The 21,080-nt window shown below is 64.6% G+C and carries 24 protein-coding genes; 9 read left to right on the top strand and 15 right to left on the bottom strand.

What is annotated here, in order from left to right; all coding sequences use genetic code 11:
* Positions 1-171: 171 nt before the first annotated feature.
* The 4 genes from FLQ44_RS19240 (at position 172) to FLQ44_RS19225 (ending at position 3,279) form a co-directional block, all read left to right on the top strand.
* The gene (locus FLQ44_RS19240) at positions 172-861 is read left to right on the top strand and encodes an SIMPL domain-containing protein (RefSeq protein WP_147695659.1); all 690 of its coding nucleotides are present in this window, start codon (positions 172-174) and stop codon (positions 859-861) included.
* Between the two features lie 94 nt (positions 862-955).
* A complete protein-coding gene (locus FLQ44_RS19235) occupies positions 956-1,567 on the top strand; it encodes a glutathione S-transferase (RefSeq protein WP_147695658.1) in 612 nt (203 codons plus the stop codon).
* A gap of 300 nt (positions 1,568-1,867) precedes the next feature.
* Positions 1,868-2,893, top strand: a complete 1,026-nt coding sequence (trpS, locus tag FLQ44_RS19230; protein WP_147695657.1) for a tryptophan--tRNA ligase — start codon at positions 1,868-1,870, stop codon at positions 2,891-2,893.
* Positions 2,894-2,961: 68 nt separating this feature from the next.
* Positions 2,962-3,279 carry a chorismate mutase gene (locus FLQ44_RS19225; RefSeq protein ID WP_147695656.1) on the top strand — a complete coding sequence of 106 codons (318 nt, stop codon included), beginning with the start codon at positions 2,962-2,964 and terminating at the stop codon, positions 3,277-3,279.
* Positions 3,280-3,385: 106 nt separating this feature from the next.
* On the opposite strand, the gene FLQ44_RS19220 is transcribed toward FLQ44_RS19225, so the two are convergent.
* A complete protein-coding gene (locus FLQ44_RS19220) occupies positions 3,386-3,994 on the bottom strand; it encodes a LysE/ArgO family amino acid transporter (RefSeq protein ID WP_170253040.1) in 609 nt (202 codons plus the stop codon).
* Positions 3,995-4,113: 119 nt separating this feature from the next.
* On the opposite strand from FLQ44_RS19220, the gene argP reads away from it, so the two are divergent.
* On the top strand, positions 4,114-5,013 hold the full coding sequence (gene argP, locus FLQ44_RS19215) for an HTH-type transcriptional regulator ArgP (RefSeq protein WP_147695654.1): 900 nt from the start codon (positions 4,114-4,116) through the stop codon (positions 5,011-5,013).
* 72 nt (positions 5,014-5,085) lie between these two features.
* Positions 5,086-5,334 (top strand): hypothetical protein, encoded by a 249-nt coding sequence (locus tag FLQ44_RS19210; protein ID WP_147695653.1) that lies wholly within the window; start codon positions 5,086-5,088, stop codon positions 5,332-5,334.
* A gap of 91 nt (positions 5,335-5,425) precedes the next feature.
* Here FLQ44_RS19210 and FLQ44_RS19205 read toward each other — a convergent pair whose 3' ends face one another.
* The 10 genes from FLQ44_RS19205 to FLQ44_RS19160 form a co-directional block, all read right to left on the bottom strand.
* Entirely contained in the window at positions 5,426-5,803 is a 378-nt protein-coding gene (locus tag FLQ44_RS19205; protein ID WP_147695652.1) for a hypothetical protein, read from the bottom strand.
* A gap of 48 nt (positions 5,804-5,851) precedes the next feature.
* Positions 5,852-6,622 carry an MBL fold metallo-hydrolase gene (locus tag FLQ44_RS19200; protein ID WP_147695651.1) on the bottom strand — a complete coding sequence of 257 codons (771 nt, stop codon included), beginning with the start codon at positions 6,620-6,622 and terminating at the stop codon, positions 5,852-5,854.
* A 9-nt stretch (positions 6,623-6,631) separates the two neighbouring features.
* Positions 6,632-7,411 (bottom strand): TatD family hydrolase, encoded by a 780-nt coding sequence (locus tag FLQ44_RS19195; protein ID WP_147695650.1) that lies wholly within the window; start codon positions 7,409-7,411, stop codon positions 6,632-6,634.
* A gap of 59 nt (positions 7,412-7,470) precedes the next feature.
* A complete protein-coding gene (locus FLQ44_RS19190) occupies positions 7,471-7,848 on the bottom strand; it encodes a PilZ domain-containing protein (RefSeq protein ID WP_147682782.1) in 378 nt (125 codons plus the stop codon).
* Positions 7,849-7,872: 24 nt separating this feature from the next.
* Complete coding sequence (gene holB, locus FLQ44_RS19185; protein ID WP_147695649.1) at positions 7,873-8,877, bottom strand: DNA polymerase III subunit delta'; 1,005 nt, start codon at positions 8,875-8,877, stop codon at positions 7,873-7,875.
* Positions 8,877-9,500: a dTMP kinase gene (gene tmk / locus FLQ44_RS19180; protein WP_147695648.1), complete on the bottom strand. Its 624-nt coding sequence runs from the start codon at positions 9,498-9,500 to the stop codon at positions 8,877-8,879. Before tmk ends, holB begins: the two co-directional genes overlap by 1 nt.
* On the bottom strand, positions 9,500-10,498 hold the full coding sequence (gene mltG, locus FLQ44_RS19175) for an endolytic transglycosylase MltG (RefSeq protein ID WP_147695647.1): 999 nt from the start codon (positions 10,496-10,498) through the stop codon (positions 9,500-9,502). The genes tmk and mltG overlap by 1 nt, the downstream gene beginning before the upstream one ends.
* 76 nt (positions 10,499-10,574) lie before the next feature.
* Positions 10,575-11,129 carry a DUF2946 family protein gene (locus tag FLQ44_RS19170; RefSeq protein ID WP_147695646.1) on the bottom strand — a complete coding sequence of 185 codons (555 nt, stop codon included), beginning with the start codon at positions 11,127-11,129 and terminating at the stop codon, positions 10,575-10,577.
* A gap of 9 nt (positions 11,130-11,138) precedes the next feature.
* Positions 11,139-13,616: an ABC transporter permease gene (locus FLQ44_RS19165; protein WP_170253038.1), complete on the bottom strand. Its 2,478-nt coding sequence runs from the start codon at positions 13,614-13,616 to the stop codon at positions 11,139-11,141.
* Positions 13,613-14,308, bottom strand: coding sequence for an ABC transporter ATP-binding protein (locus tag FLQ44_RS19160; RefSeq protein WP_147695645.1), 696 nt, complete (start codon positions 14,306-14,308; stop codon positions 13,613-13,615). Before FLQ44_RS19160 ends, FLQ44_RS19165 begins: the two co-directional genes overlap by 4 nt.
* Between FLQ44_RS19160 and FLQ44_RS19155 the strand changes: the two genes are divergently transcribed.
* Both FLQ44_RS19155 and FLQ44_RS19150 read left to right on the top strand, forming a co-directional pair.
* On the top strand, positions 14,307-14,912 hold the full coding sequence (locus FLQ44_RS19155) for an arylesterase (protein ID WP_147695644.1): 606 nt from the start codon (positions 14,307-14,309) through the stop codon (positions 14,910-14,912). The two genes, FLQ44_RS19160 and FLQ44_RS19155, sit on opposite strands and share 2 nt — an antisense overlap.
* A gap of 141 nt (positions 14,913-15,053) precedes the next feature.
* The gene (locus tag FLQ44_RS19150; protein ID WP_147695643.1) at positions 15,054-16,271 is read left to right on the top strand and encodes an MFS transporter; all 1,218 of its coding nucleotides are present in this window, start codon (positions 15,054-15,056) and stop codon (positions 16,269-16,271) included.
* An 83-nt stretch (positions 16,272-16,354) separates the two neighbouring features.
* Here FLQ44_RS19150 and FLQ44_RS19145 read toward each other — a convergent pair whose 3' ends face one another.
* The 4 genes from FLQ44_RS19145 to FLQ44_RS19130 all read right to left on the bottom strand — a co-directional run bounded on the left by FLQ44_RS19145 (position 16,355) and on the right by FLQ44_RS19130 (position 19,982).
* Positions 16,355-16,969, bottom strand: coding sequence for a peroxiredoxin (locus FLQ44_RS19145; RefSeq protein ID WP_147695642.1), 615 nt, complete (start codon positions 16,967-16,969; stop codon positions 16,355-16,357).
* 245 nt (positions 16,970-17,214) lie between these two features.
* Entirely contained in the window at positions 17,215-19,008 is a 1,794-nt protein-coding gene (gene aspS / locus FLQ44_RS19140; RefSeq protein WP_147695641.1) for an aspartate--tRNA ligase, read from the bottom strand.
* An 80-nt stretch (positions 19,009-19,088) separates the two neighbouring features.
* Positions 19,089-19,742, bottom strand: a complete 654-nt coding sequence (locus tag FLQ44_RS19135; protein ID WP_147695640.1) for a DUF502 domain-containing protein — start codon at positions 19,740-19,742, stop codon at positions 19,089-19,091.
* A gap of 6 nt (positions 19,743-19,748) precedes the next feature.
* Complete coding sequence (locus FLQ44_RS19130) at positions 19,749-19,982, bottom strand: FmdB family zinc ribbon protein (RefSeq protein ID WP_147695639.1); 234 nt, start codon at positions 19,980-19,982, stop codon at positions 19,749-19,751.
* A gap of 248 nt (positions 19,983-20,230) precedes the next feature.
* Between FLQ44_RS19130 and fabI the strand changes: the two genes are divergently transcribed.
* Positions 20,231-21,007 carry an enoyl-ACP reductase FabI gene (fabI, locus tag FLQ44_RS19125; RefSeq protein WP_147695638.1) on the top strand — a complete coding sequence of 259 codons (777 nt, stop codon included), beginning with the start codon at positions 20,231-20,233 and terminating at the stop codon, positions 21,005-21,007.
* The last annotated feature ends 73 nt before the right edge of the window (positions 21,008-21,080 follow it).

Here is a 21,080-nt window from a genome sequence, read left to right as displayed (position 1 = left end):
CTGGCACCCGACAAACCCGGCACCGGTGGCCGGGTTTGTCTTATCTGGCCGCCCGCGCATGAAATCACGCTATCCGCGCCATTTCATGCCCGCCACACAGCAGAATGCGCTAGGGTAGAGAACCGGCAGCCTGCCGCACAGTCTGATTGTTTTTTGACAAGGAAACCCGCCATGCGCCTGACGCTCCCCGCCCTGACCCTGTTGTGCACCCTGCCCGCGGCCGCCATGGCTGCCGACGCTGGCGTCACGGTACTGAACCTGTCCGCCAACGCCAGCCAAGAGCTGGCCAACGACGAAATCAACGCCAGCCTGTACGTACAAGACCGCCAGCCGCAGGCCGGCCAGCTGGCCGACCGCATCAACAAGGCGCTGAACCGCGCCCGCCAGGACGCCGAAGCCTACCGCAAGGTAACGTTCAGCAGTGGCAGCTACAACACCTGGCCGGACTACGACAAGAACGGCAAGATCATCGGCTGGCAAGCCCGTGCCGAAGTAAAACTGCGCAGCAGCGAGTTTGCCGACACCGCCGAGCTGATCGCCCGGCTGCAAAAATACATGGCACTGGAAGGCGTACAGTTTGGCGTATCCGACCGCAGCCGCAGCCAGGCCGAAGCGCAGCTGATTCCGCAAGCCATTGCTGCGCTGCAGGCCCAGGCCACCGCCGCGGGCAAGGCGCTGGGCAAACACCAGCAGCAGGTGACCGAGCTGAGTATCGGCAGCGCCCAGCCGCACTACCCGATGATGATGCGTGCCAAAGCCGAGATGGCCGCCGCGCCGGCAGCCGATGTGGCGCCGGTAAACTTTCAGCCCGGCCAGAGCGTGATTCAGCTGAACATTAACGGCAAAGTAGAAATTCGATAACACTTTACACAGTATGCATAAATATTGTGCTATGTTGCTGCCTAGGCTATGCGCTATAACGCACTCATTCCACTCACTCTTTTGATGGCTACCCATGAAACTGATCGCCTCGCTAACCAGCCCCTACGCCCGTAAGGTGCGCATCGTCCTGGCAGAGAAAAAGATCGACTGTCCACTACAGCTGGATATTCCGTGGGAAAGCACGTCCACCGTGGCCGACTTCAACCCGCTGGGCAAAGTGCCGGTGCTGCTGATGGACGACGGCAGCAGCTTGTACGATTCGCGCGTGATTGTGGAATACCTGGACACCATCTCGCCGGTATCGCGCCTGCTGCCGCAAGACAAGCGCCAGCTCATCGAAACACGGCGCTTCGAGGCGCTGGCCGACGGCATATGCGATGCCGCCGCCAATATCGTGGTGGAAGGCCGCCGCCCGCCAGCGCAGCAAAGCCAGGAATGGATAGACCGCCAGCAGGGCAAAGTCACCCGTGGCCTGGCCGCGCTGTCTGCCATGCTGGGCGAGCGCAACTGGTGCAACGGCGAAGGCTACAGCCTGGCCGATATCGCTACCGGCTGCATGCTGGGCTATCTGGACTTCCGCTTCCCGCAGCTGGCGTGGCGCGATAGCTACACCAACCTGGCGCGGCTGGCCGACAAGCTGGCCGCCCAGCCCAGCTTTGCCGACACCCTGCCGCCAGCGGGCTAAGCAGGTACGCCCCCGCTCAACGCCGCGCCTGTCGCGGCGTTTTGTTTATCGATGCTGCCCCGCAACACGGCAACACAACGGCGCTTGACGCCGGCCTGACTACCGTGCTTTTATAAAGCCCATGAATACCAAACACGCATCCGCATTTTTCTTTTTTTCCTGGTGGCGCCTCTAACGGCGGCACCGCGGTTGCGTACGTAAAGCAAACCCGGGAGCAGCTGACAAGGCGCCCGGGTTTTTCACACCAAGCAGCACCCTCCCCAGCGCCTACTCAGCCTCCCCGATATCACGGAGATCGGCATGAGCTTACTGGACACAGTTTCCCCCCAAGACATCATTCTTACCGGTGACCGCACCACCGGCCCGCTGCACCTGGGCCACTACGTGGGCTCGCTGCGCAACCGCGTCATCCTGCAGGATCGCTGCCCGCAGTTCCTGCTGCTGGCCGACGCCCAGGCGCTCACCGACAATATGGGCAACTACCTGAAAGTGCGCGAAAACGTGCTGGAAGTGGCGCTGGACTACCTGGCCGTGGGCATCGACCCGGCCAAGAGCACCATTTTCATCCAGAGCCTGGTACCGGAGCTGACCGAGCTGGCGTCCTACTACCTCAACCTGGTGACCGTGTCGCGGCTGGAACGCAACCCCACCATCAAGGACGAGATCAAGCTGCGCGGCTACGAGCGCGATATCCCGGCTGGCTTCCTGACCTACCCTGCCGCCCAGGCCGCCGACATCACCGCCTTCAAGGCCACCATCGTGCCGGTAGGCGCCGACCAGATCCCCATGATCGAGCAGACCAACGAAATCGTACGCCGCTTCAATGGCAGCGTGGCCGAGCCGGTGCTAGTAGAAGCCCGCGCCGTGGTGCCCGACGCCGGCGCCCGCCTGCCGGGCGTGGATGGCAAGGCCAAGATGTCCAAATCGCTGGGCAATGCGCTCACGCTGGGCGCCAGCGCCGACGACATCAGCCAGGCAGTAAAAATGATGTACACCGACCCCAATCACCTGCGCGTGGCCGACCCAGGCCAGGTAGACGGCAATGTGGTGTTTACCTACCTGGACGTATTCCACCCCGACGCCCACCGTGTGGCCGAACTGAAAGCCCACTACCAGCGCGGCGGCCTGGGCGACGCGGTGATCAAGCGCGAGCTGGAAGACATCCTGCAAGCGCTGCTGGCGCCGATTCGCGCCCGCCGCCAGCACTACGCACAAGACCCCGGTGCCGTGCTGGCCATGCTGAAGGAAGGCACGCAAAAAGCCCGCGCCGTGGCCGCGCAAACGCTGGCCGAGGTCAAGGCCGCCATGGGCCTGAACTACTACTGAACCGCCCATGCGGCCAACGTCAAGGTTGGCCGCAGCCGCCACCACACCACCGTATCAAGGAGCAGAAAATGGAATGGGTTTACCAATGCCGCAACCTGGACGAAGTCCGCACCCAGATCGATAGCCTGGATCGCGCCATCGTCAGCATGATCGCCCACCGCGGCCTGTACGTGCAGCAAGCCGCCGCCTTCAAACACAGCGATGCCGAAGTAGAAGACGGCAAGCGCGTAGACCAGGTAATGCGCCGCGTCACCCGCCTGGCCGGCGAGCTGGGCGCCGACGCCGCCCTCACCGCCAAGATCTACCGCACCATGATCGCCCACTTCATTGAAAGCGAACGCGAAGAACGGCTGCGCCTGGTCGACACCCAGGAGGCCCGCGCATGAACGACGACGGCTCTGGCTTTTCCACGGTGCGGTGGCACGCCACCGCACCACGACAAAAAAGGCGACACCCGCACGGTGCCGCCTTTTTTCATGCCTGCCGTGCGCATCAGGACAAGGCCAGCGCCCCGGCCAGCGTCCACATCACCGTGCCCACCACGCCGTCCAGCACCCGCCACGACAGCGGCCGCGCAAACAGCGGTGCCAGCAGCCGCGCACCATAGCCCAGCGCGGTAAACCACAGCACCGACGCCGTACACGCGCCCAGCACAAACCACAGCTTGCCCTCGCCCGCCTCCTGCCCGCCAATGCTGCCCAGCAGCACCACGGTATCCAGATACACATGCGGGTTCAGCAGCGTCAGCGCCAGCACGGTTAGCAACGCCGCCTGCAGCGGCATGGCTTGCGCGCCTTCCGCAACCTGCAAGCTGTCATTGGCCAGCACTGCCCGCCAGGCACGCAGGCCGTACCAGAACAAAAACGCCGCGCCGCCCCAGCGCGCCATATCCAGCAGCAGCGGGCTGTGCTGGATCAGGCTGCCCATACCGGCCACGCCTGCGGCAATCAGCACCGCGTCGCTCAGCATGCACACCAGCACCGTCGGCCCCACATGCTGGCGCAGCAAGCCCATTTTCAGTACGTGCGCGTTTTGCGAGCCAATGGCCATGATCAGGCTGGCGCCCAGGCCCAGGCCTTTGAAATAGCTGGCAGTCAGCATGGTGATCTCCGTCGGGTAAGGTTGGCCGCCAGTATCGCGGCGCCGCGCGTGCAACAACAGCAAGATTAAATTATCTTGGCTATCATTAATATGGCTTCACTTACCCCGGCACGCCCAGCATGAAACTCGACCCCAAGCACAGCGAAGCCTTTCTGGCCGCGCTGGACAGCGGCAGCTTCGAACAAGCCGCCCAAGACCTGCACCTCACGCCATCGGCCATCTCGCAACGCATCCGCGCGCTGGAAGAAGTGCTGGGCAAGCCGCTGCTGGTACGCAGCCGCCCCTGCCGCGCCACCCGCGAAGGCCAGCTGCTGCGCCAGCACCTGCAACGCGCCGCGCTGCTGGAAGCCGACCTGGCCGCCACCTTTGCCGGCGACGACAGCGCCATGCTCAGCGTGTCGCTGGCGGTGAACGCCGACAGCGTGGCCAGCTGGTTCCTGCCGGCGCTGACGCCGTTCCTGATCCGCGAGCGCGTGTTGCTGGACGTGATCGTGGACGACCAGGACCACACCTACACCCTGCTGCAAGCCGGCATGGCGCTGGGCTGCATCTCCACCGAGCCGCAAGCCATGCGTGGCTGCAGCGCCAGCCCGCTGGGCGTGATGCGCTACCAGGCGCTGGCCAGCGCAAGCTACCACGCACGCTGGTTTGCTGGCGGCGTCAGCCGCAACGCGCTGCGCCGTGCGCCGGTAATGATCTACAACCACAAAGACCGGCTGCAGGCTGACTGGCTGCTGCAGCACTTCGGCCTGCCAGACGACAGCTACCCCTGCCACTTCCTGCCCGCCTCCGACCCCTATCTGCAGGCGGTACGGCTGGGGTTGGGCTGGGGCATGCTGCCCGACGTGCAGCTGGCCGCCAGCGGCCTGGCCGACACCCTGCTGCCACTACAGCCCGACAAACCGGTGGACGTGGCGCTGTACTGGCACCACTGGCAGGTGCAATCGCCCCGCCTGGCACGGCTGAGCGAGGTACTGGTAGAAGCGGCGCGGGCGGTGTTGCGGCCAACCTTGGCGTAAATACAGTCACGCCGCCCCCATTCAAATACACTACGGCTACCCTCCAGCCACCCAAACAGAAAGGAAGTTGCCATGCCCCAGCTACGTTACCTCGCCCTCGCCGCCGCACTGGCAGCCATCACCCTGCCCGCACACGCCGTGCTGCCGCCGAAGTATCTGTCGGTGCCCGATTTCAAACGATGCCTGGCCGAGCAGAACGAAGGCAGCTACCGCAGCTGGTGCCAGCCAGCCAAAAAACCGAAAGCCTGCCCGCGTGTCAGCTGGCGGCAGCTGCGCGCGCTGCAAGGCGATGATGCGGTACCGGCTTGCCGGGCAAAGTAGGTGCCCGCCACAACCGATCCGGCCGAAAGACAATAAAAAAGCCGCCCGTTTTCACGGGCGGCTTTTTACTGCTTGAACGCGCAGGGACAGCTTACTGCTGCACCGGGCCTGCCTGCGCCGGGGCGCTGGCCTGGTCGGCCGGTTTGGGCAGCAGGCGTTCCATCAGCTGGCCGGTGTTGTGTTGTGGCATGGGCAGCAGGTGCAGGCTGGCCCAGCCCAGGCCCAGCATCAGCGCGGTCATGGCGCCGCCTTTGACGATAAAGCCGTAAGCCCAGCCCACCAGCTGGCGGTGTTTCAGCGCAAATAGCAGCGACAGCGGCGGAATGAAAAAGCTGAGGCTGCCCCATACGATGCGGCCATTGTTGAGCGCGGCCATGGTCACGCCCAGGCAGCCCAGGTAGAACACGGCCACGCTGCCGGCAAACAACAGGCCAACAAAGGCGACAAAGAGGGTAATCAGGGTTTCCATGCTTGCTTTCGGTTCGGGTTAAGGTTGGCCGCCGTGGCGGCGGTGGTACTAGCCGGCTAGCTGCAGGCCGTCCCAGGCCACGCTGACGCCGGGCGGGCACTGCGCTTGCAGCGCATGGTATTCCAGCTGGTGCGTCATGTGGATAAGCCAGGTCTGTTTTGCGGCCAACCTTTGCGCCCAGTCAAGCGCGGCGGCCACGTGCAGGTGTGACGGGTAGGGTTCCGGCCGCAGGCAGTCCAGAAACAGCGTGTCCAGGCCAGCCAGCAGCGGCAGGCTGCTGTCGGGGATAGTGGACAGGTCGGTCAGCCACGCGGTATTGCCGATGCGCCAGCCCAGGCAGGGCCAGCTGGGGCCGTGCTGCAGCGGGATCGGCGTAATGGTAACGCCGGCCAGCTCGAATGGCGCGTTGACGCGCTCGGTGCGCAGCACGGGTTTGTCCCACACCGGCGACGGTGGTGCCAGCGCGTAGCCAAAACGGCTGCTGATGTTGTCCAGCGTGAAGTCGTTGCCGTACAGCGCAATCGGCCCCTTTTTCACGTAGCAGAAGGCGCGCAGGTCGTCGATGCCGTTGAGGTGGTCGGCGTGCGGGTGGGTGTACAGCACCGCATCCACGCGGGTAATGCCCTCCCGCAGCGCCTGCTGGCGCAGGTCCGGCCCGGTGTCGATCAGCACACCGGTGTCGCCGATGCGCACGTAGGCGCTGCAGCGGGTGCGGGTGTTGCGCGGGTCGGTGGATGTACACGTGGCGCAGCGGCAGCCGATGGCGGGTGCGCCGCCGCTGGAGCCGCAGCCCAGCACTGTCCATGTCAGCTGCGTCATGCGGCCCCCTTATGCGCCGGTGCGCTGCGCCTTGGCAAACAGGCGGAAGTAGTTGTCGGTGGTGGCCTCGGCCACCTGCTCGAAGCGCAGGCCGCGCAGCTCGGCAATGTGCTCGGCCACGTGCTTCACGTAAGCCGGCTCGTTGGTCTTGCCGCGGTACGGCACCGGCGCCAGGTAGGGCGAGTCGGTTTCCACCAGCAGGCGGTCCAGCGGCACTTTCTGCGCCACTTCTTTGACGATGGCGGCGTTCTTGAAGGTAACAATGCCGGACAGCGAGATGTAAAAGCCCAGGTCAAGCGCAGCGCGGGCGATGTCCCAGGTTTCGGTAAAGCAGTGCATCACGCCGCCCACGGCGTCGGCGCCGTGTTCGCGCATCATGCGTACGGTGTCGTCGGCCGAGCTGCGGGTGTGCACCACCAGCGGCAGGTTCACGCGGCGCGAGGCGCGGATGTGCACGGCAAAGCGCTCGTGCTGCCAGGCAAGATCGCCCTCGCACCAGTGGTAGTCCAGCCCGGTTTCGCCAATGCCCACTACCTTGGGGTGGGCGGCGTGCGCCACCAGCTCGTCTTCGCTGAATTCCTCGGCGTCCGGGTCGTCCGGGTGGATGCCGACGGTGGCAAACAGGTTGGCGTGCGCTTCGGCCAGGCCGATGACCTCGGGGTATTTGGGCCGGCTCACGCCGATGACCATGGCGTGGCCCACGCCGTGGGCGGCCATATTGGCCAGCACCTCGGGCATGCGCGCCGCCAGGTCAGGAAAATTGATGTGACAGTGTGAATCAACCAGCATGGTGTTCCAATCATCAGGCTGCCCACGTTGGCCGCACGGCGCGGGCGGGCAGCGCCGTATTACATGGTGTGGGTGGGGCGGGTGGAGTTCAGCGCGCCGCCGAGCAGGGTTTCGATGCGGTCGCGCGCCTGCTTGCCGGCGTCGCCGGTGGCAAACTCGATGCCTACGCCCTGGTTGCGGTTGTTGTTGGCACCGGCCGGGGTAATCCACGCTACCTTGCCCTGCACCGCCACTTTTTGCGGGTCGTCCAGCAGGGTCAGCAGCAGGAATACCTCGTCACCCAGGTTGTAGTCGCGGGCGGTGGGCACAAAAATGCCGCCGTTGCGCAAAAACGGCATATAGGCGGCGTACAGGGCGCTACGCTCCTTGATGGACAGCGAGAGCACGCCGGGGCGGCCGGCGTCGTGCTTTTCTGGCTTGTTGGCTGCGTTATCCATATGCAGGGTACCGGTTGGGTTGGGTCAGGCGGCCTTGTTGCTAAAGGCCTTGATATAGTGCATCAGCAGGGCTTCCAGCTGCAGACGCGTTACCAGCGTGTGCTGGCCGAACGGCACCAGGGCATTGAGCTCGCGCTGGCAGGCCATCAGCTTGTGTATGTCCAGCCGCGGCAGCAGGCGCTGCTGCGCGTCCTGCATGGCGGGATAATAGCGAAGGCTGCCGGCCAGCTTCAAACTGGCCAGGTCGTGCAGCCATTTGCCCAGCCATTGCAGCGGCAGCGCCAGTGGCAGCTTGTGGCGGTCCAGCTTTTCTACTGCCGCCAGCAGGCTGGCCAGCGCGGGCTGGGTAAGCGCTTGCACAAAGTCGCGGCGCAGGGTGGCCAGCTCGGCGTCGTGTTCGAATATCGGCATGCCACCGTGAAACGCCAGCTCGGCCTCGGCGCTGTCTACGCCCTGCTGCTGCAACCAGGCCAGCGCCACGGCAGGCTGCGGCGCGGTAAGCGGAAACTGGCGGCAGCGGCTCTTGATGGTGGGCAGCAGGCGCTGCGGGGCGCCGCTTACCAGCAGGAACACCACGTCGGCCGGCGGCTCTTCCAGCACTTTCAGCAGGGCGTTGGCCGCAGCCGGGTTCAGGCTTTCGGCGGGCTCCACCACCACCACGCGGCGGCCGCCACGGTGCGAGCTAAGGTGGGCAAACTCGATGACGGCGCGCACGCCGTCGATCTTGATCACCGGCAGCTTGCGCTTGGTGGCTTTGCCTTCTTTGCCGTCGTCGTCTTCGTCGTCTTGCGCCGGGGCCAGGTGACGGTAGTCCGGGTGGTTGCCGGCGGCAAACCAGTGGCAGGCCTGGCACTGGCCGCAGGCGTGGTAGCCGGCGGCGGGTGCTTCGCATAGCAGTGCCTGGGCGACCTGATGGGCAAACTCGCTCTTGCCGATACCGGCCGGGCCGGTAAACAGCCAGGCGTTGGGCAGGCGGGCAAACTCTGCGGCCAACCTTTGCCAGTCATCGTGCTGCCACGGGTAGTGCATCAGGCCTCCTGCAGGCGCGCCAGCGCAGCGGCAATGTGTTGCTGGATGGTGTCGATATCGCCGCGGGCGTCGATCACCACAAAGCGGCCCGGGTTGGCCTGGGCGCGGGCCAGGTACATCTGGCGCACACGCTGGTGGAAGTCTTCGCGCTCGCGCTCGAAACGGTCTGGCAGGCGGCTTTGCGACAGGCGGGCCTGCGAGACTTCCAGCGGCACGTCCAGCAGAAGGGTGAGGTCAGGCTGCAGGCCTTGCTGTACCCAGTGCTCCAGGATGGCAATACGCTCGGCCGGCACGCCACGGCCACCGCCCTGATAGGCGAAGGTGGCGTCGGTGAAACGGTCGCTCACTACCCAGCGGCCGGCGGCCAGGCTGGGGCGGATCAGCGACGACACCAGCTCCTGGCGGCTGGCGAACATCAGCAGGGTTTCGGTATCCAGCGTGGCTTCGGTATCGATATCCAGCAGGATCTCGCGCAGCTTTTCGCCCAGCGGGGTGCCGCCGGGCTCGCGGGTGAACACGGTGTCGATACCGGCTTGTTCCAGGTAGCGGCGGATAAAGGCCAGATGGGTGCTCTTGCCGGCACCATCCAGGCCTTCCAGCGTAATGAAGCGCGCCTTGGACATTACTTGCCTTTCTTCAGGATGTAGTCGCGGACGGCGGCATTGTGCTCGTCCAGCGTCTCGGAAAACTGTGAGGTGCCGCTGCGGTCGCCTTTGGCCACAAAATACAGCGCGCGGCTCTGGGCAGGGTTGGCCGCAGCGTCCAGCGCGGCGCGGCCTGGCAGGGCGATGGGCGTGGGCGTGAGGCCGGCACGGGTATAGGTGTTGTACGGCGTGTCGCGGCGCAGGTCGGCCTTGGTGATATTGCCGTTGTAGCGTGCGCCCATGCCGTAGATGACGGACGGGTCGGTTTGCAGGCGCATGCCGATCTTGAGGCGGTTCACAAACACGCTGGCCACCATGGCGCGGTCGGCCTCGTGCGCGGTTTCTTTCTCGATCAGGCTGGCCACGATCAGCAGCTCGTACGGGGTGGTGTACGGCAGGTCTGCGATACGGGCTTCCCACACGGTTTGCAGCTGCTGCTGCATGCTCTCGTAGGCGCGGCGGTACACGTCTAGGTCGCTACTGCCGGGGGTGTAAAAATAAGTGCTGGGGAAGAACAGCCCTTCGGCATTGTCACCCGGTACGCCCAGCTCGGCCAGCAGGCGGCTATCGCTCCAGCCGGCGGTGTCCTGGCGCAGGTCGTCTTCCTTGCGCAGTGCGTTGCGGAACTGGGCAAAGCGCCAGCCTTCGATGATGGTGACGCTGGACTGGTCCGGGTGGCCATCGGCAAAGCGGTTCAGGTACTGCCACATGGCGGTGGCACCGCCAAACTGATACAGGCCGGGCTTGAGCTTGCGGTCTACGCCCATCACCCGCGACAGGGCTACCATCACGTAGCGGTTACGCACCGCGCCGTCGTCTTCCAGCGTGCGGGCCAGCTGGCTCATGGTGCGGTTCAGGCCCACGGTCACGGTGTAGGGTTGGCGATCGGGGGTGACGGGCACCACGATTACCCATGCCAGCCACAGCGCGCACAGCGCGGCCAACAGGGAAAACAGCCGGAGGACAGGTCGTATCATCGGTAAGAAAAAAGCTATCAGCTGGCATCTGCCAAAACCGCCAGATCATACCATGCAGGGCCACACCCTGCAGGGCTCAGGCCTGTGGCACACGCACCAGGTGGTAGGCGGCTTCCAGCTCGGCAAACGCACTGCGCCGCAAGGGGACGCTGCCTTCTGGCAGCATCAGCTGCAGCGGCTGGGCGCCCTGCTCCCAGGCTTGCCAGTCGGCGTCGGCCGGCTGGCGGCCGTCGGGGCGGCAGATCAGCTCGCACAGCGCCAGCAAGTCACGGTCGTCCACAATGGCCAGCTCGCCACCCAGCTCCACAAACAGCCGGCCTTCTTCGTCCAGCCAGGCCAGGCGGGCGCGGTCGGCCGCCATGTCCGGCATCAGCGCCCAGGCATCGCCGTGGCGGCAGGCCACATAGGGCGCCGCCTCGTGCGCTACATACACTTTTTGCGGGCCGTTCTGCACGTAGTAGCGGCCCTCGCCGTCGCGCGCGTAGTTGCGGCGAAAGAAATCCACCATCGCCGGCTGTTTCAGCAGGCTGTCGCGCAGCCACCACTGCCCGCGGGCGTCCAGGCGCAGCCAGCCGTACACGGCGGGCACATTCGGCCATTTATCCATGGCCGCCAGTACCAGTGCATCCATATCGTTTTCCTAGTTTGCGCGCAGCACTTCACTGGGCGGGGTGTGCGTAACGCGGCGCAGTAGCGGCCACGCCGCCAGCGCCACCACCGTCCCCCCGGCCAGCATGCCCAGTGGCAGCAGCCACAGGTTCAGTGCCAGCGGCAGGTTGAACAGCTGTACCGCCACCAGCGCGCCCAGCGCCATGGCGCCGCCACCGGCCATCAGCCCGGCCACGCCGCCCAACCAGGCCAGCTCGGCCAGCAGCACACTGCGCACCTGGCGACGCGAGGCACCCAGCGCACGCAGCAGCGCCACGTCGTACAGGCGCTCGTCACGGGTGGCGGCCATGGCCGCCCACAGCACCAGCACGCCTGCGGCCAACGTTAACGCGAACATGGCTTCGATGGCCAGCGCCAGGCGATCGATCACCGCGCGCACCTCGCGCACGATGGTGCTGATGTCTACCACGGTCACATTGGGCAGCGCAGCCACCAGCCGGTTATTGAAGCCGGCGTCCGGCGCACGGTAGCTGGCAATGTAGCTGGCGGCCTGGCCGCCCATCCAGCCGGATGGCGCTACCACGAAAAAGTTGGGCTGAAAGCTGTCCCACGCTACCTTGCGCAGGCTGGTGACCGGTGCCTGCCAGGTCGTGCCGGCAATATCAAAGGTCAGCGTATCCCCCTGCTTCAGGCGCAGGGTGTTGGCCAGGCCCTCCTCCAGCGAAAACTGCGGCGTGCTGCTGCCCGGCTGCCACCACTGGCCGGCCACGATCTGGTTGCGGGGGTTGGCCGCATCGCGCCACGACAGGTTGAACTCGCGCTCCACCAGCCGCTGCGCGCGCTCGTCCTCGTAATCGGCGGCTTTTACCGGCTTGCCGTTGATGGCCAGCAGGCGGGCGCGGGTCATGGGCAGTGCTTCGGGCGCGCTGCGGCCAACCTTGGCAAAAGCCTGTGTCAGATCGCTACGCTGCGGTGCCTGCAGGTTGATCAGAAAGGTATCCGGTGCATCCGGTGGCAGCGAGCGCTGCCAGGCGCCGATCAGGTCGTCGCGCACTACGGTCAGCGTCAGCAGCGCCAGCAGGCTGACCGACAAGGCGGCGATCTGGATCACCGCCAGCCACGGCCGCCGCGCCAGGTTGGCCGCACCGTGGCGCCAGCCCACCGCGCCAGCCAGCGGCACACGGCGCAGCAGTACCACAATGCCCCAGGCCAGCAAACCCACAGCAGCCAGAAAGCCGCCCAGGCCAGACAGCAGCCACAGCGCCAGCGGGCCGTCGCCAATCTGCCAGGCGGTGAGGCCCAGCAAGGCCACCAGTGCCAGCAGCGGCGCCAACAGCGAGCGACTACCGGCCGGCACATCGGCACGCAAGACCGCCATGGCCGGTACGCGGCGCAGCGCCAGCAACGGCGGCAAGGCAAAGCCGGCCAGCAGGATCAAGGCCGACAGCGGCCCGGTGAGCCACGCCAGCCAGCCCGGCGGCGGCAGGCCATCACCCAGCCATTGCCGCGCCAGATAAATCAGCAGCGCCTGCACGCCAAAGCCGGCCAGCGTGCCCAATACACCGGCCAGCAAACCCAGCCACAGGAACAGGCTGCCCCATACCGTGGCCACCTCGGGCGCGGTTTGCCCCAGCGCGCGCAGCACCGCCACACTCTGCCAGTGGCGCGACAGGTAGCGCCGCACGGCCAGCGCCACAGCAGCGGCCGACAGCGTGACCGACAGGATGGCCGTCAGCCCGAGAAAGCGCCGCGCCCGCTCCAGCGCGCTGCGTACTTCCGGTCGCGCCTCTTCGATGTCTTCCAGCCGCGTGCCGGGCTTGAGCTGCGGCGCCAGCCAGTCGCGGTAGGTTTTGACCTGTGCCGCATCGCCAGCCACTAGCAGGCGGTAGCGAATGCGGCTGCCGTCCTGCACCAGGCCGGTGGCGGCCAGGTCGGCGTGGTTCAGCAACACGCGGGGGATAAAGTTGAACACGTCTACCGCGCCATCCGGCTCGCGCAGCACTTCGGCCGCCAGCACAAAGCTGCGGCTGCCCAGCCGCACGCTATCGCCCAGCTGCAGGCCCATCTTTTGCAGCAGGCGTGCATCGGCCCACACCTCGCCCGGCGCCGGGCTGTAGACGCCCTGTTTCACACCCTGGCGGGTGCGGATCTGCACCTCGCCGCGCAGCGGGTAGCCGCTGGCCACGGCTTTCAGGTTGGCCAACACGGCTTGCTCGCGGGCAAACACCATGGACGGGAAGATGGCGGTGGGCACCTGCTGTAGCCCCTGCGCCTGCGCGCGCTGCTGCCAGGCGGGCTCGGCCGGTGCGCGGCTGTTTACCACCAGGTCGGCGGCCAGCAGCTGGCTGGCCTGGCGCGTGAGCGCGCTATCGATACGGTCGGCAAAAAAGGCCACGCTGCTCATGGCCGCTACGGCCACCAGCAGCGCCAGCGCCAGCACGGTGAGCTCGCCGGATTTCAGCTCACGCCGCAGCAGGCGCCAGCCCATCAGCCACGATAGCCGCTTCATGCCTCACCCCGTGCCAGCACGCCGGCGCTCAGGCGGTACACGGCGGCGCAGCGTGCGGCCAACGTGGTGTCGTGCGTTACCAGCACCAGCGCGGTGCCGGCTTCGGCGTTCAGCTCGAACAGCAGCTCGATGATCTGCTGGCCGGTGGCCGGGTCCAGGTTGCCGGTGGGTTCGTCGGCAAACAGCAGCGCCGGGCGCAGCACAAAGGCGCGCGCCAGCGCCACGCGCTGCTGCTCACCGCCAGAGAGGTGGCGCGGGTAGTGGTCCAGCCGGTGGCCCAGGCCCACGCGCTGCAACATTGCGGCGGCAGCATTACGCGCATCGGCACGGCCAGCCAGCTCTAGCGGCAGCATCACGTTTTCCAGCGCGGTGAACTGCGGCATCAGCTGAAAGTTCTGGAACACAAAGCCCACCTGCTCTCGGCGCAGCAGGGCGCGGCCGTCTTCGTCCAGCGCAGAGAGCGGCTGGCCGGCCAGCCAGACTTCGCCGGAACTTGCCGCGTCCAGCCCTGCCAGAATCGCCAGTAAGGTGGATTTGCCACTGCCGCTGGCGCCCACAATGGCCACACTCTCGCCAGCGGCCACCGCCAGGCTGGCATCGTGCAGGATGGCCAGCTGCTGGCCGTGGTAGCTTACTTGCCGGGTCACTGCCTGGGCGCGCAGAATCGCGCTGTTTACCGAAGAGGATGTCATGTTGATGATCAAGCGCTATGTGTTGTTGGCCTGCCTGTTGGCCGCACCGCTGGCTCAGGCCGGCAAAATTGTGGTGTTCGGCGACAGTATTTCCGCCGCCTACGGGCTGAACCCGGCGCAGGGCTGGGTGAGCTTGCTACAAAAGAAACTGGGGCCACAGCACCAGGTTGTCAATGCCAGCCTGAGCGGTGAAACCACCGCTGGCGGGCTATCGCGCCTGCCGGGTGTGCTGCAGCAACACAAACCGGACGTACTGGTACTGGAGCTGGGCGGTAACGACGGCCTGCGCGGCCTGCCGCTAGGCGAGATGCAGACTAATCTGAACCAGATGGTACGCCTGGCGCAAGCGCAAAAAACCCGCGTGCTGCTGGTGGGCATGGCGCTGCCACCGAACTATGGCCCCGAGTACGGCAACAAGTTCCAGACCGTATTCCGCGACGTAGCCAGCGCGCGCAAGGCCCCACTGGTGCCCCTGCTGGTGAAGGGCTTCGAGCGCGACCTGGGCAAGTTCCAGCCGGACGGCATTCACCCTGCTGCCAGCGCCCAGGGGCAGATGCTGGGTAATGTGTTACCTGTCTTGCTGCCTTTGCTGCCGAAATCCTGACCCTGCCGCTGTTTTCTGCCAGGAACGCAGCGTTTCTGGCCAGGCTTTGCCATTTTCATGACGATGCGGTTACGCTGGGGTGGGCGCTATTGCCTGCCCGGCCTTGCTGCCGGCCCACCTCCCCTCCCACAAGGAACCGTCATGTTGGCCGCACTCGCCCCCACCCTGGGGAGCAAACTGCTTTCCCCTTTTCGCGGCTTGCCCGCATCTGTCTACATCCAGATCGCCGCCACCCTGATCAACACCATGGGCGGCATTGCCAAGCTGTTCCTGCCGTTGTTTTTCCTGGAACGCTACCAGCTGCCCTACACCCAGATCGGCCTGCTGATGAGCTGCTACGGCCTGGGCATGTTTGCCGGCTCCTACCTGGGCGGCGCGCTGACCGACCGCTACGACAGCCGCCACCTGGCTACCGCGCTGCTGCTGGCCAGCGGCGTGCTCACCCTGAGCCTGGCGCTATCGCTGCCGGTATGGGTGTACGTACCGCTGCTGGTGGCTAGCGGCCTGGCCGACGGCAGCTTCCGCCCCTGCAATATGCGCCTGGTGCTGGAGCCGTGCTCGCCAGCGCAGCGCCCCACGGCGCAGGGGCTGTACCGCATGTCGTTTAACCTGGGTACCTCGCTGGCCGGCATTACCGGCGGCCTGCTGGCGGCCTACGGCTACCATTGGGTATTCGTGGCGCAGGGCTGTGCCAGCCTGCTGGCCGCACTGTGGGTGTGGGCCGCCTACCGCCGCCTGGGCGGCGCGGCGCCGCTGCATATCGCCAGCCAGCAGGCCGACGAAGGCCAGGCCTCGCCGTGGCGCGATGCGGACTTTCTGCGCTTCATGCTGGGTTTATTGCTGATCGTGGCGGTATTCGACCAGATGTACGGCACCATGGGCCTGTACCTGCGCGAGCACTACCAGCTGGGGCCGCAGTGGATCGGCTACCTGTTTACCCTCAACGGGCTGATGGTGGTGGGCCTGCAGGTGTGGGTGGCGCGGCGCATCCACCGCTGGGGCATTGTGCGTTGTTCGCATGGGGCGGTGCTGTTGCTGGGCGGCAGCTACCTGCTGCTGAACCTGGGCACCCACATTGTGTGGCCGATTCTGGCCATGGTGGTACTGACGCTGGGCGAGGTGTTGCTGTCGCCCACGTGGTCCACCGTGGCGATGCAGTGCTCGGAAGGCCGCCAGCGCGGGCGCTACCTGGGCATCTACAGCGCCGGCTGGGGTGGCCGCACGCTGTATGCACCCGCAGCCGGTACCTGGTTTTACGGCCAGTACGGCGGCGCCATGCTGTGGTGGGCTTGTGCAGCCCTGGCCCTTATCACGGTGCTGATCCAGCACCGCCCGCTGCAGCGCCTGCTGGCACGCTGACACGGCACGCCGCCATGCAAAAAGCCCCGCTTGCGCGGGGCTTTTGACATCCTGCAGCCAACCTGGCGGCTGGCGGGGCAGGATTACAGGTCTTTGGCGTTCTCGGCCAGGTAGGACGCTACGCCTTCGGCGCTAGCGGTCATGCCTTTTTTGCCTTTGTTCCAGCCAGCCGGGCACACTTCGCCGTGCTCTTCGGTGAACTGCAGGGCATCAACCATACGCAGCATTTCGTCCACGTTGCGGCCCAGCGGCAGGTTGTTTACCACCTGGTGCTGTACCACACCGGCTTTGTCGATCAGGAAGGAACCACGGAAGGCCACGCCACCGTCAGCTTCTACATCGTAAGCCTTGCACAGTTCGTGCTGGATGTCGGCAACCAGGGTGTAACCCACTTGGCCGATACCGCCTTTTTCTACCGGGGTATTGCGCCATGCAGCGTGGCTGAACTGGCTGTCGATGGACACGCCGATCACTTCCACGTTGCGGGCTTTGAACTCGGCCAGACGGTGATCAAAAGCGATCAGCTCGGACGGGCACACGAAAGTGAAGTCCAGCGGGTAGAAGAACACCACGGCGTATTTGCCGGCGGTAGCTTCCTGGAAAGCGTAGTTGTCTACGATCTGACCATCGCCCAGTACGGCGGAGAAGGTTTTTTCACCAGCAAAAAACGGGGCTTGTTTGCCTACGAGTACGGCCATGAAGATCTCCTTGGGAAAACATTTATCGTAATAAGGCCGGTTTGCCCGGCTGCTGCGGCGGTTATAAAGCAGGCCTTTGCCAGGCTCAAATTGAAATTGCCAATTCCAGCCATAGCAGATGGCAATGACCGCTACGCTACAGCGCTTAAATGACGCCAGCGTGACCTTTTATCAAGTAGGCACCACATAAAAAACGGGCCCCGTCGAGGGGCCCGTTGTTGCGTACATACCGCGAGCGGCCAACCTTAGGCGGCTGGCTCGGCTTTCTGGCGCAGGCGCAGGTTCAGTTCGCGCAGCTGCTTCTCGTCTACCGCATTCGGTGCATTGGTCAGCAGACACTGTGCACGCTGGGTTTTCGGGAAGGCAATCACGTCGCGGATGGATTCGGCGCCGGCCATCAGGGTCACCAGACGGTCCAGACCAAAGGCCAGGCCGCCGTGTGGCGGGGCACCGAACTTCAGGTTGTCCAGCAGGAAGCCGAACTTGTTCTGCTGCTCTTCCGGGCTGATCTTCAGCGCGGCGAACACTTTTTCCTGTACCGCAGCCTGGTGGATACGCACCGAGCCACCGCCGATTTCCCAGCCGTTCAGCACCATGTCGTAGGCACGGGCCAGGCACGCGGCCGGGTCGGTGTCCATCAGGTCTTCGTGGCCTGGTTTCGGGCTGGTGAACGGGTGGTGGCAGGCGGTCCAGCGGTCGGCGTCTTCGTCGTGCTCGAACATCGGGAAGTCCACAACCCACAGCGGGCGCCATTCGCGCACGAAGTAGCCGTCTTTCTCGCCACGCTCGTGGCCGATCTTGATACGCAGCGCGCCGATGGCTTCGTTCACCACTTTGGCCTTGTCTGCGCCAAAGAAGATGATGTCGCCGTTCTGGGCACCGGTACGCTCGATGATGGCTTGCAGGCCGGCGGCGGACAGGAACTTGACGATAGGCGACTGCAGGCCTTCTTCGTTCAGGCGGGTTACGTCGTTAACCTTGATGTAGGCCAGACCCTTGGCGCCGTAGATGCCGACGAACTGGGTGTAGTCGTCGATCTCTTTACGCGACAGGGTGGCGCCGTTCGGTACGCGCAGGGCCACTACACGGCCATTGGCCATGTCGGCGGCGCCGCGGAATACCTTGAACTCTTCCGACTTCATGACGTCGGTCAGCTCGGTAAATTTCAGGCTTACGCGCAGGTCCGGCTTGTCGGAGCCGTAGTAGAACATGGCGTCGCCGTAGGTCATGCGCGGGAACTTGCCCAGCTCCACGTTCATCACGTCGCGGAAGATTTCCTGCGCCATGTTTTCGGTGATGTCCATGATCTGGTCTTCGTTCAGGAACGAAGTCTCGATATCGATCTGGGTGAATTCCGGCTGGCGGTCGGCACGCAGGTCTTCGTCACGGAAGCATTTGGTGATCTGGTAGTAGCGGTCGAAGCCGGCCACCATCAGCAGCTGTTTGAACAGCTGTGGCGATTGCGGCAGGGCAAAGAATTCGCCCGGGTGCACGCGGGACGGTACCAGGTAGTCGCGGGCGCCTTCCGGGGTGGAGCGGGTCAGCATCGGGGTTTCGATGTCGATGAAGCCCTGCTTGTCCAGGTGGTTACGCACACCCATGGCCACGCGGTAGCGCAGGCGCAGGTTTTTCTGCATGGCCGGGCGGCGCAGGTCGATCACGCGGTTGGTGAGGCGCACGTTTTCGGACAGGTTTTCGTCGTCGATCTGGAACGGCGGGGTAGCCGCGGTGTTCAGGATCTCGATGTCCTTGGCCAGGATTTCGATCTCGCCGGAGATCATTTTGCTGTTGGCGGTGCCTGCCGGGCGCTCGCGCACGATACCGGTAATGGACAGCACAAATTCGTTACGGGCGCTATCGGCAGTCTTGAACGCTTCCGGGGTATCCGGGTCGATCACCACCTGCACCAGACCTTCACGGTCGCGCAGGTCGATAAAGATCACACCGCCGTGGTCACGGCGACGATGGGCCCAGCCTTTTACGGTAACGGTCTGGCCGAGAAATTTCTTGTCGATAAGTCCGCAATAATCGGTACGCATTGCAATGCCTTTGTGTTGAATTCGTTGATGGATTTCCAGACAGGGAGCGAAGCCGGGTTGGCCGCATGCGGCCAACCCTGTCAATTTCGTTCGTCGCTTTCCTGTTTGCGCACGTCGGCGGGCGCAGGCGGGGCAACCACGCCCATGGAAATCACGTATTTCAGGGCTTCGTCCACGCTCATCTCAAGCTCGCGCGTGTCGCGCTTGTGCACGATGATGAAGTAGCCCGAGGTAGGGTTCGGGGTTGTCGGCACGTACACGCTGACAAAATCCTCTTCGCCCAGCTGTTGTTTGACCTGGCCGGCCGGGGTGCCGGTCTGGAACGCTACCGTCCAGGCATCCTGATGCGGAAAGCGTACCAGCAGCGCCTTGCGAAACGCCTGGCCAGAGTCGGACAGCAGCGTGTCTGACACTTGTTTTACGCTGTTGTAGATGGTGCTGACCACCGGGGTACGGGTAAGGATCAGGTTCCACAGGTCCAGCAGTTTCTGGCCCAGCACGTTGGCCGCCATGAAGCCGGTACCCAGCAAAATGGCAAAAGCCAGCACCACGCCCAGCCCCGGGATATCAAAGCCGAACAGGCTTTCCGGGCGCCACATGCGTGGCAGCAGGTTGATGGTCTGGTCCAGCGTACCGATGATCAGGTTCAGTACCCATAGCGTTACCGCGATGGGCAGCCAGATCAGCAAACCGGCAGCCAGGTAGCCACGCAGGGTCATCTTGATATGTTTCATAGGGCCTCAGGCGCTACCGCCATTGCCGCAGCCACCACCGCCACAGGCGGGGCCACTGCCATTTTTGAAATCGGTGACATACCAGCCATTGCCTTTGAGCTGGAAACCCGCCGCAGACAGCTGCTTGCTGTACTGGTTGCTGCCACAGGCCGGGCACTGGGCAATCGGGTCATCGCTCATTTTTTGCAGATGTTCCTTCTGTGCACCACAGGCTTCACAACGGTATTCATAAATCGGCATGTTTTACCACTCCAACCACAACTACGATGACATAATCAGGTAAATATTGCAGTGCATCAAATCGCATCGCAATAAACAGGCTCATGATAATGGGGCCAGATGCACACAACGGCAAGCCTGGACCCGCACAAACGGGTGATTATATCCGACTGATACGCCAATACAAAAATCGGATTCATGGCAGCGCAACATACGCGCTGCAGCATGGGGCGCGCCACCTTCCATCGTTATCCGAACCGGAGTTTGCAATGACCACATCCCACCTGCCGCTCGCCGGCAAACGCGGCCTGATTGTTGGCGTAGCCAACGAGCACAGCATTGCCTACGGCTGCGCCAAAGTCATGCGCGAGCTGGGCGCCGAGATTGCCATTACCTACCTGAACGACAAGGCCGAGCGCTTTGTGCGCCCGCTGGCCGAGGGGCTGGATGCACGCCTGATCCTGCCGCTGGACGTACAGCAAGACGGCCAGCTGGACACCGTATTTGATGCCATCCGCGATAGCTGGGGCAGCCTGGACTTCGTGGTGCACTCCATTGCCTTCTGCCCGATGGACGACCTGCACGGCCGCGTGACCGACTGCAGCCAGGACGGCTTCCTGCAAGCCATGCGCGTATCGTGCTACTCGTTTATTGAAATGGCCCGCCTGGCCGAGCCACTGATGGTAAACGGTGGCGCCCTGCTGACCATGAGCTACTACGGTGCCGACAAGGTCGTAGAAAACTACAACATCATGGGGCCGGTCAAAGCGGCGCTGGAAAGCACCACCCGCTACATGGCGCACGAGCTGGGCAGCAAGGGCATTCGCGTGCACACCATCTCGCCCGGCCCGCTGAAAACCCGTGCGGCCAGCGGTATTGCCCACTTCGACAAGCTGATCGACGACGCCATCGAGCGCGCACCGCAAAACCGCCTGGTCAGCATTGAGGACATCGGCCAGACCGCCGCCTTCCTGGCCTCCGACGCCGCCCGCGCCCTGACCGGCGAGGTCACCTACGTGGATGGCGGCTTCAACATCATGGCGTAAGCCTGCTACCCGGCGTGGCAGGCCGCCTGCTGCGCCGGGTGTTGGCAATGGCGGCACCTACCCCCAGCCCAAG

It is taken from the genome of Vogesella mureinivorans (assembly GCF_007644035.1).
Taxonomy (GTDB): domain Bacteria; phylum Pseudomonadota; class Gammaproteobacteria; order Burkholderiales; family Chromobacteriaceae; genus Vogesella; species Vogesella mureinivorans.
This window is presented reverse-complemented; position numbering and strand designations above follow the sequence as displayed.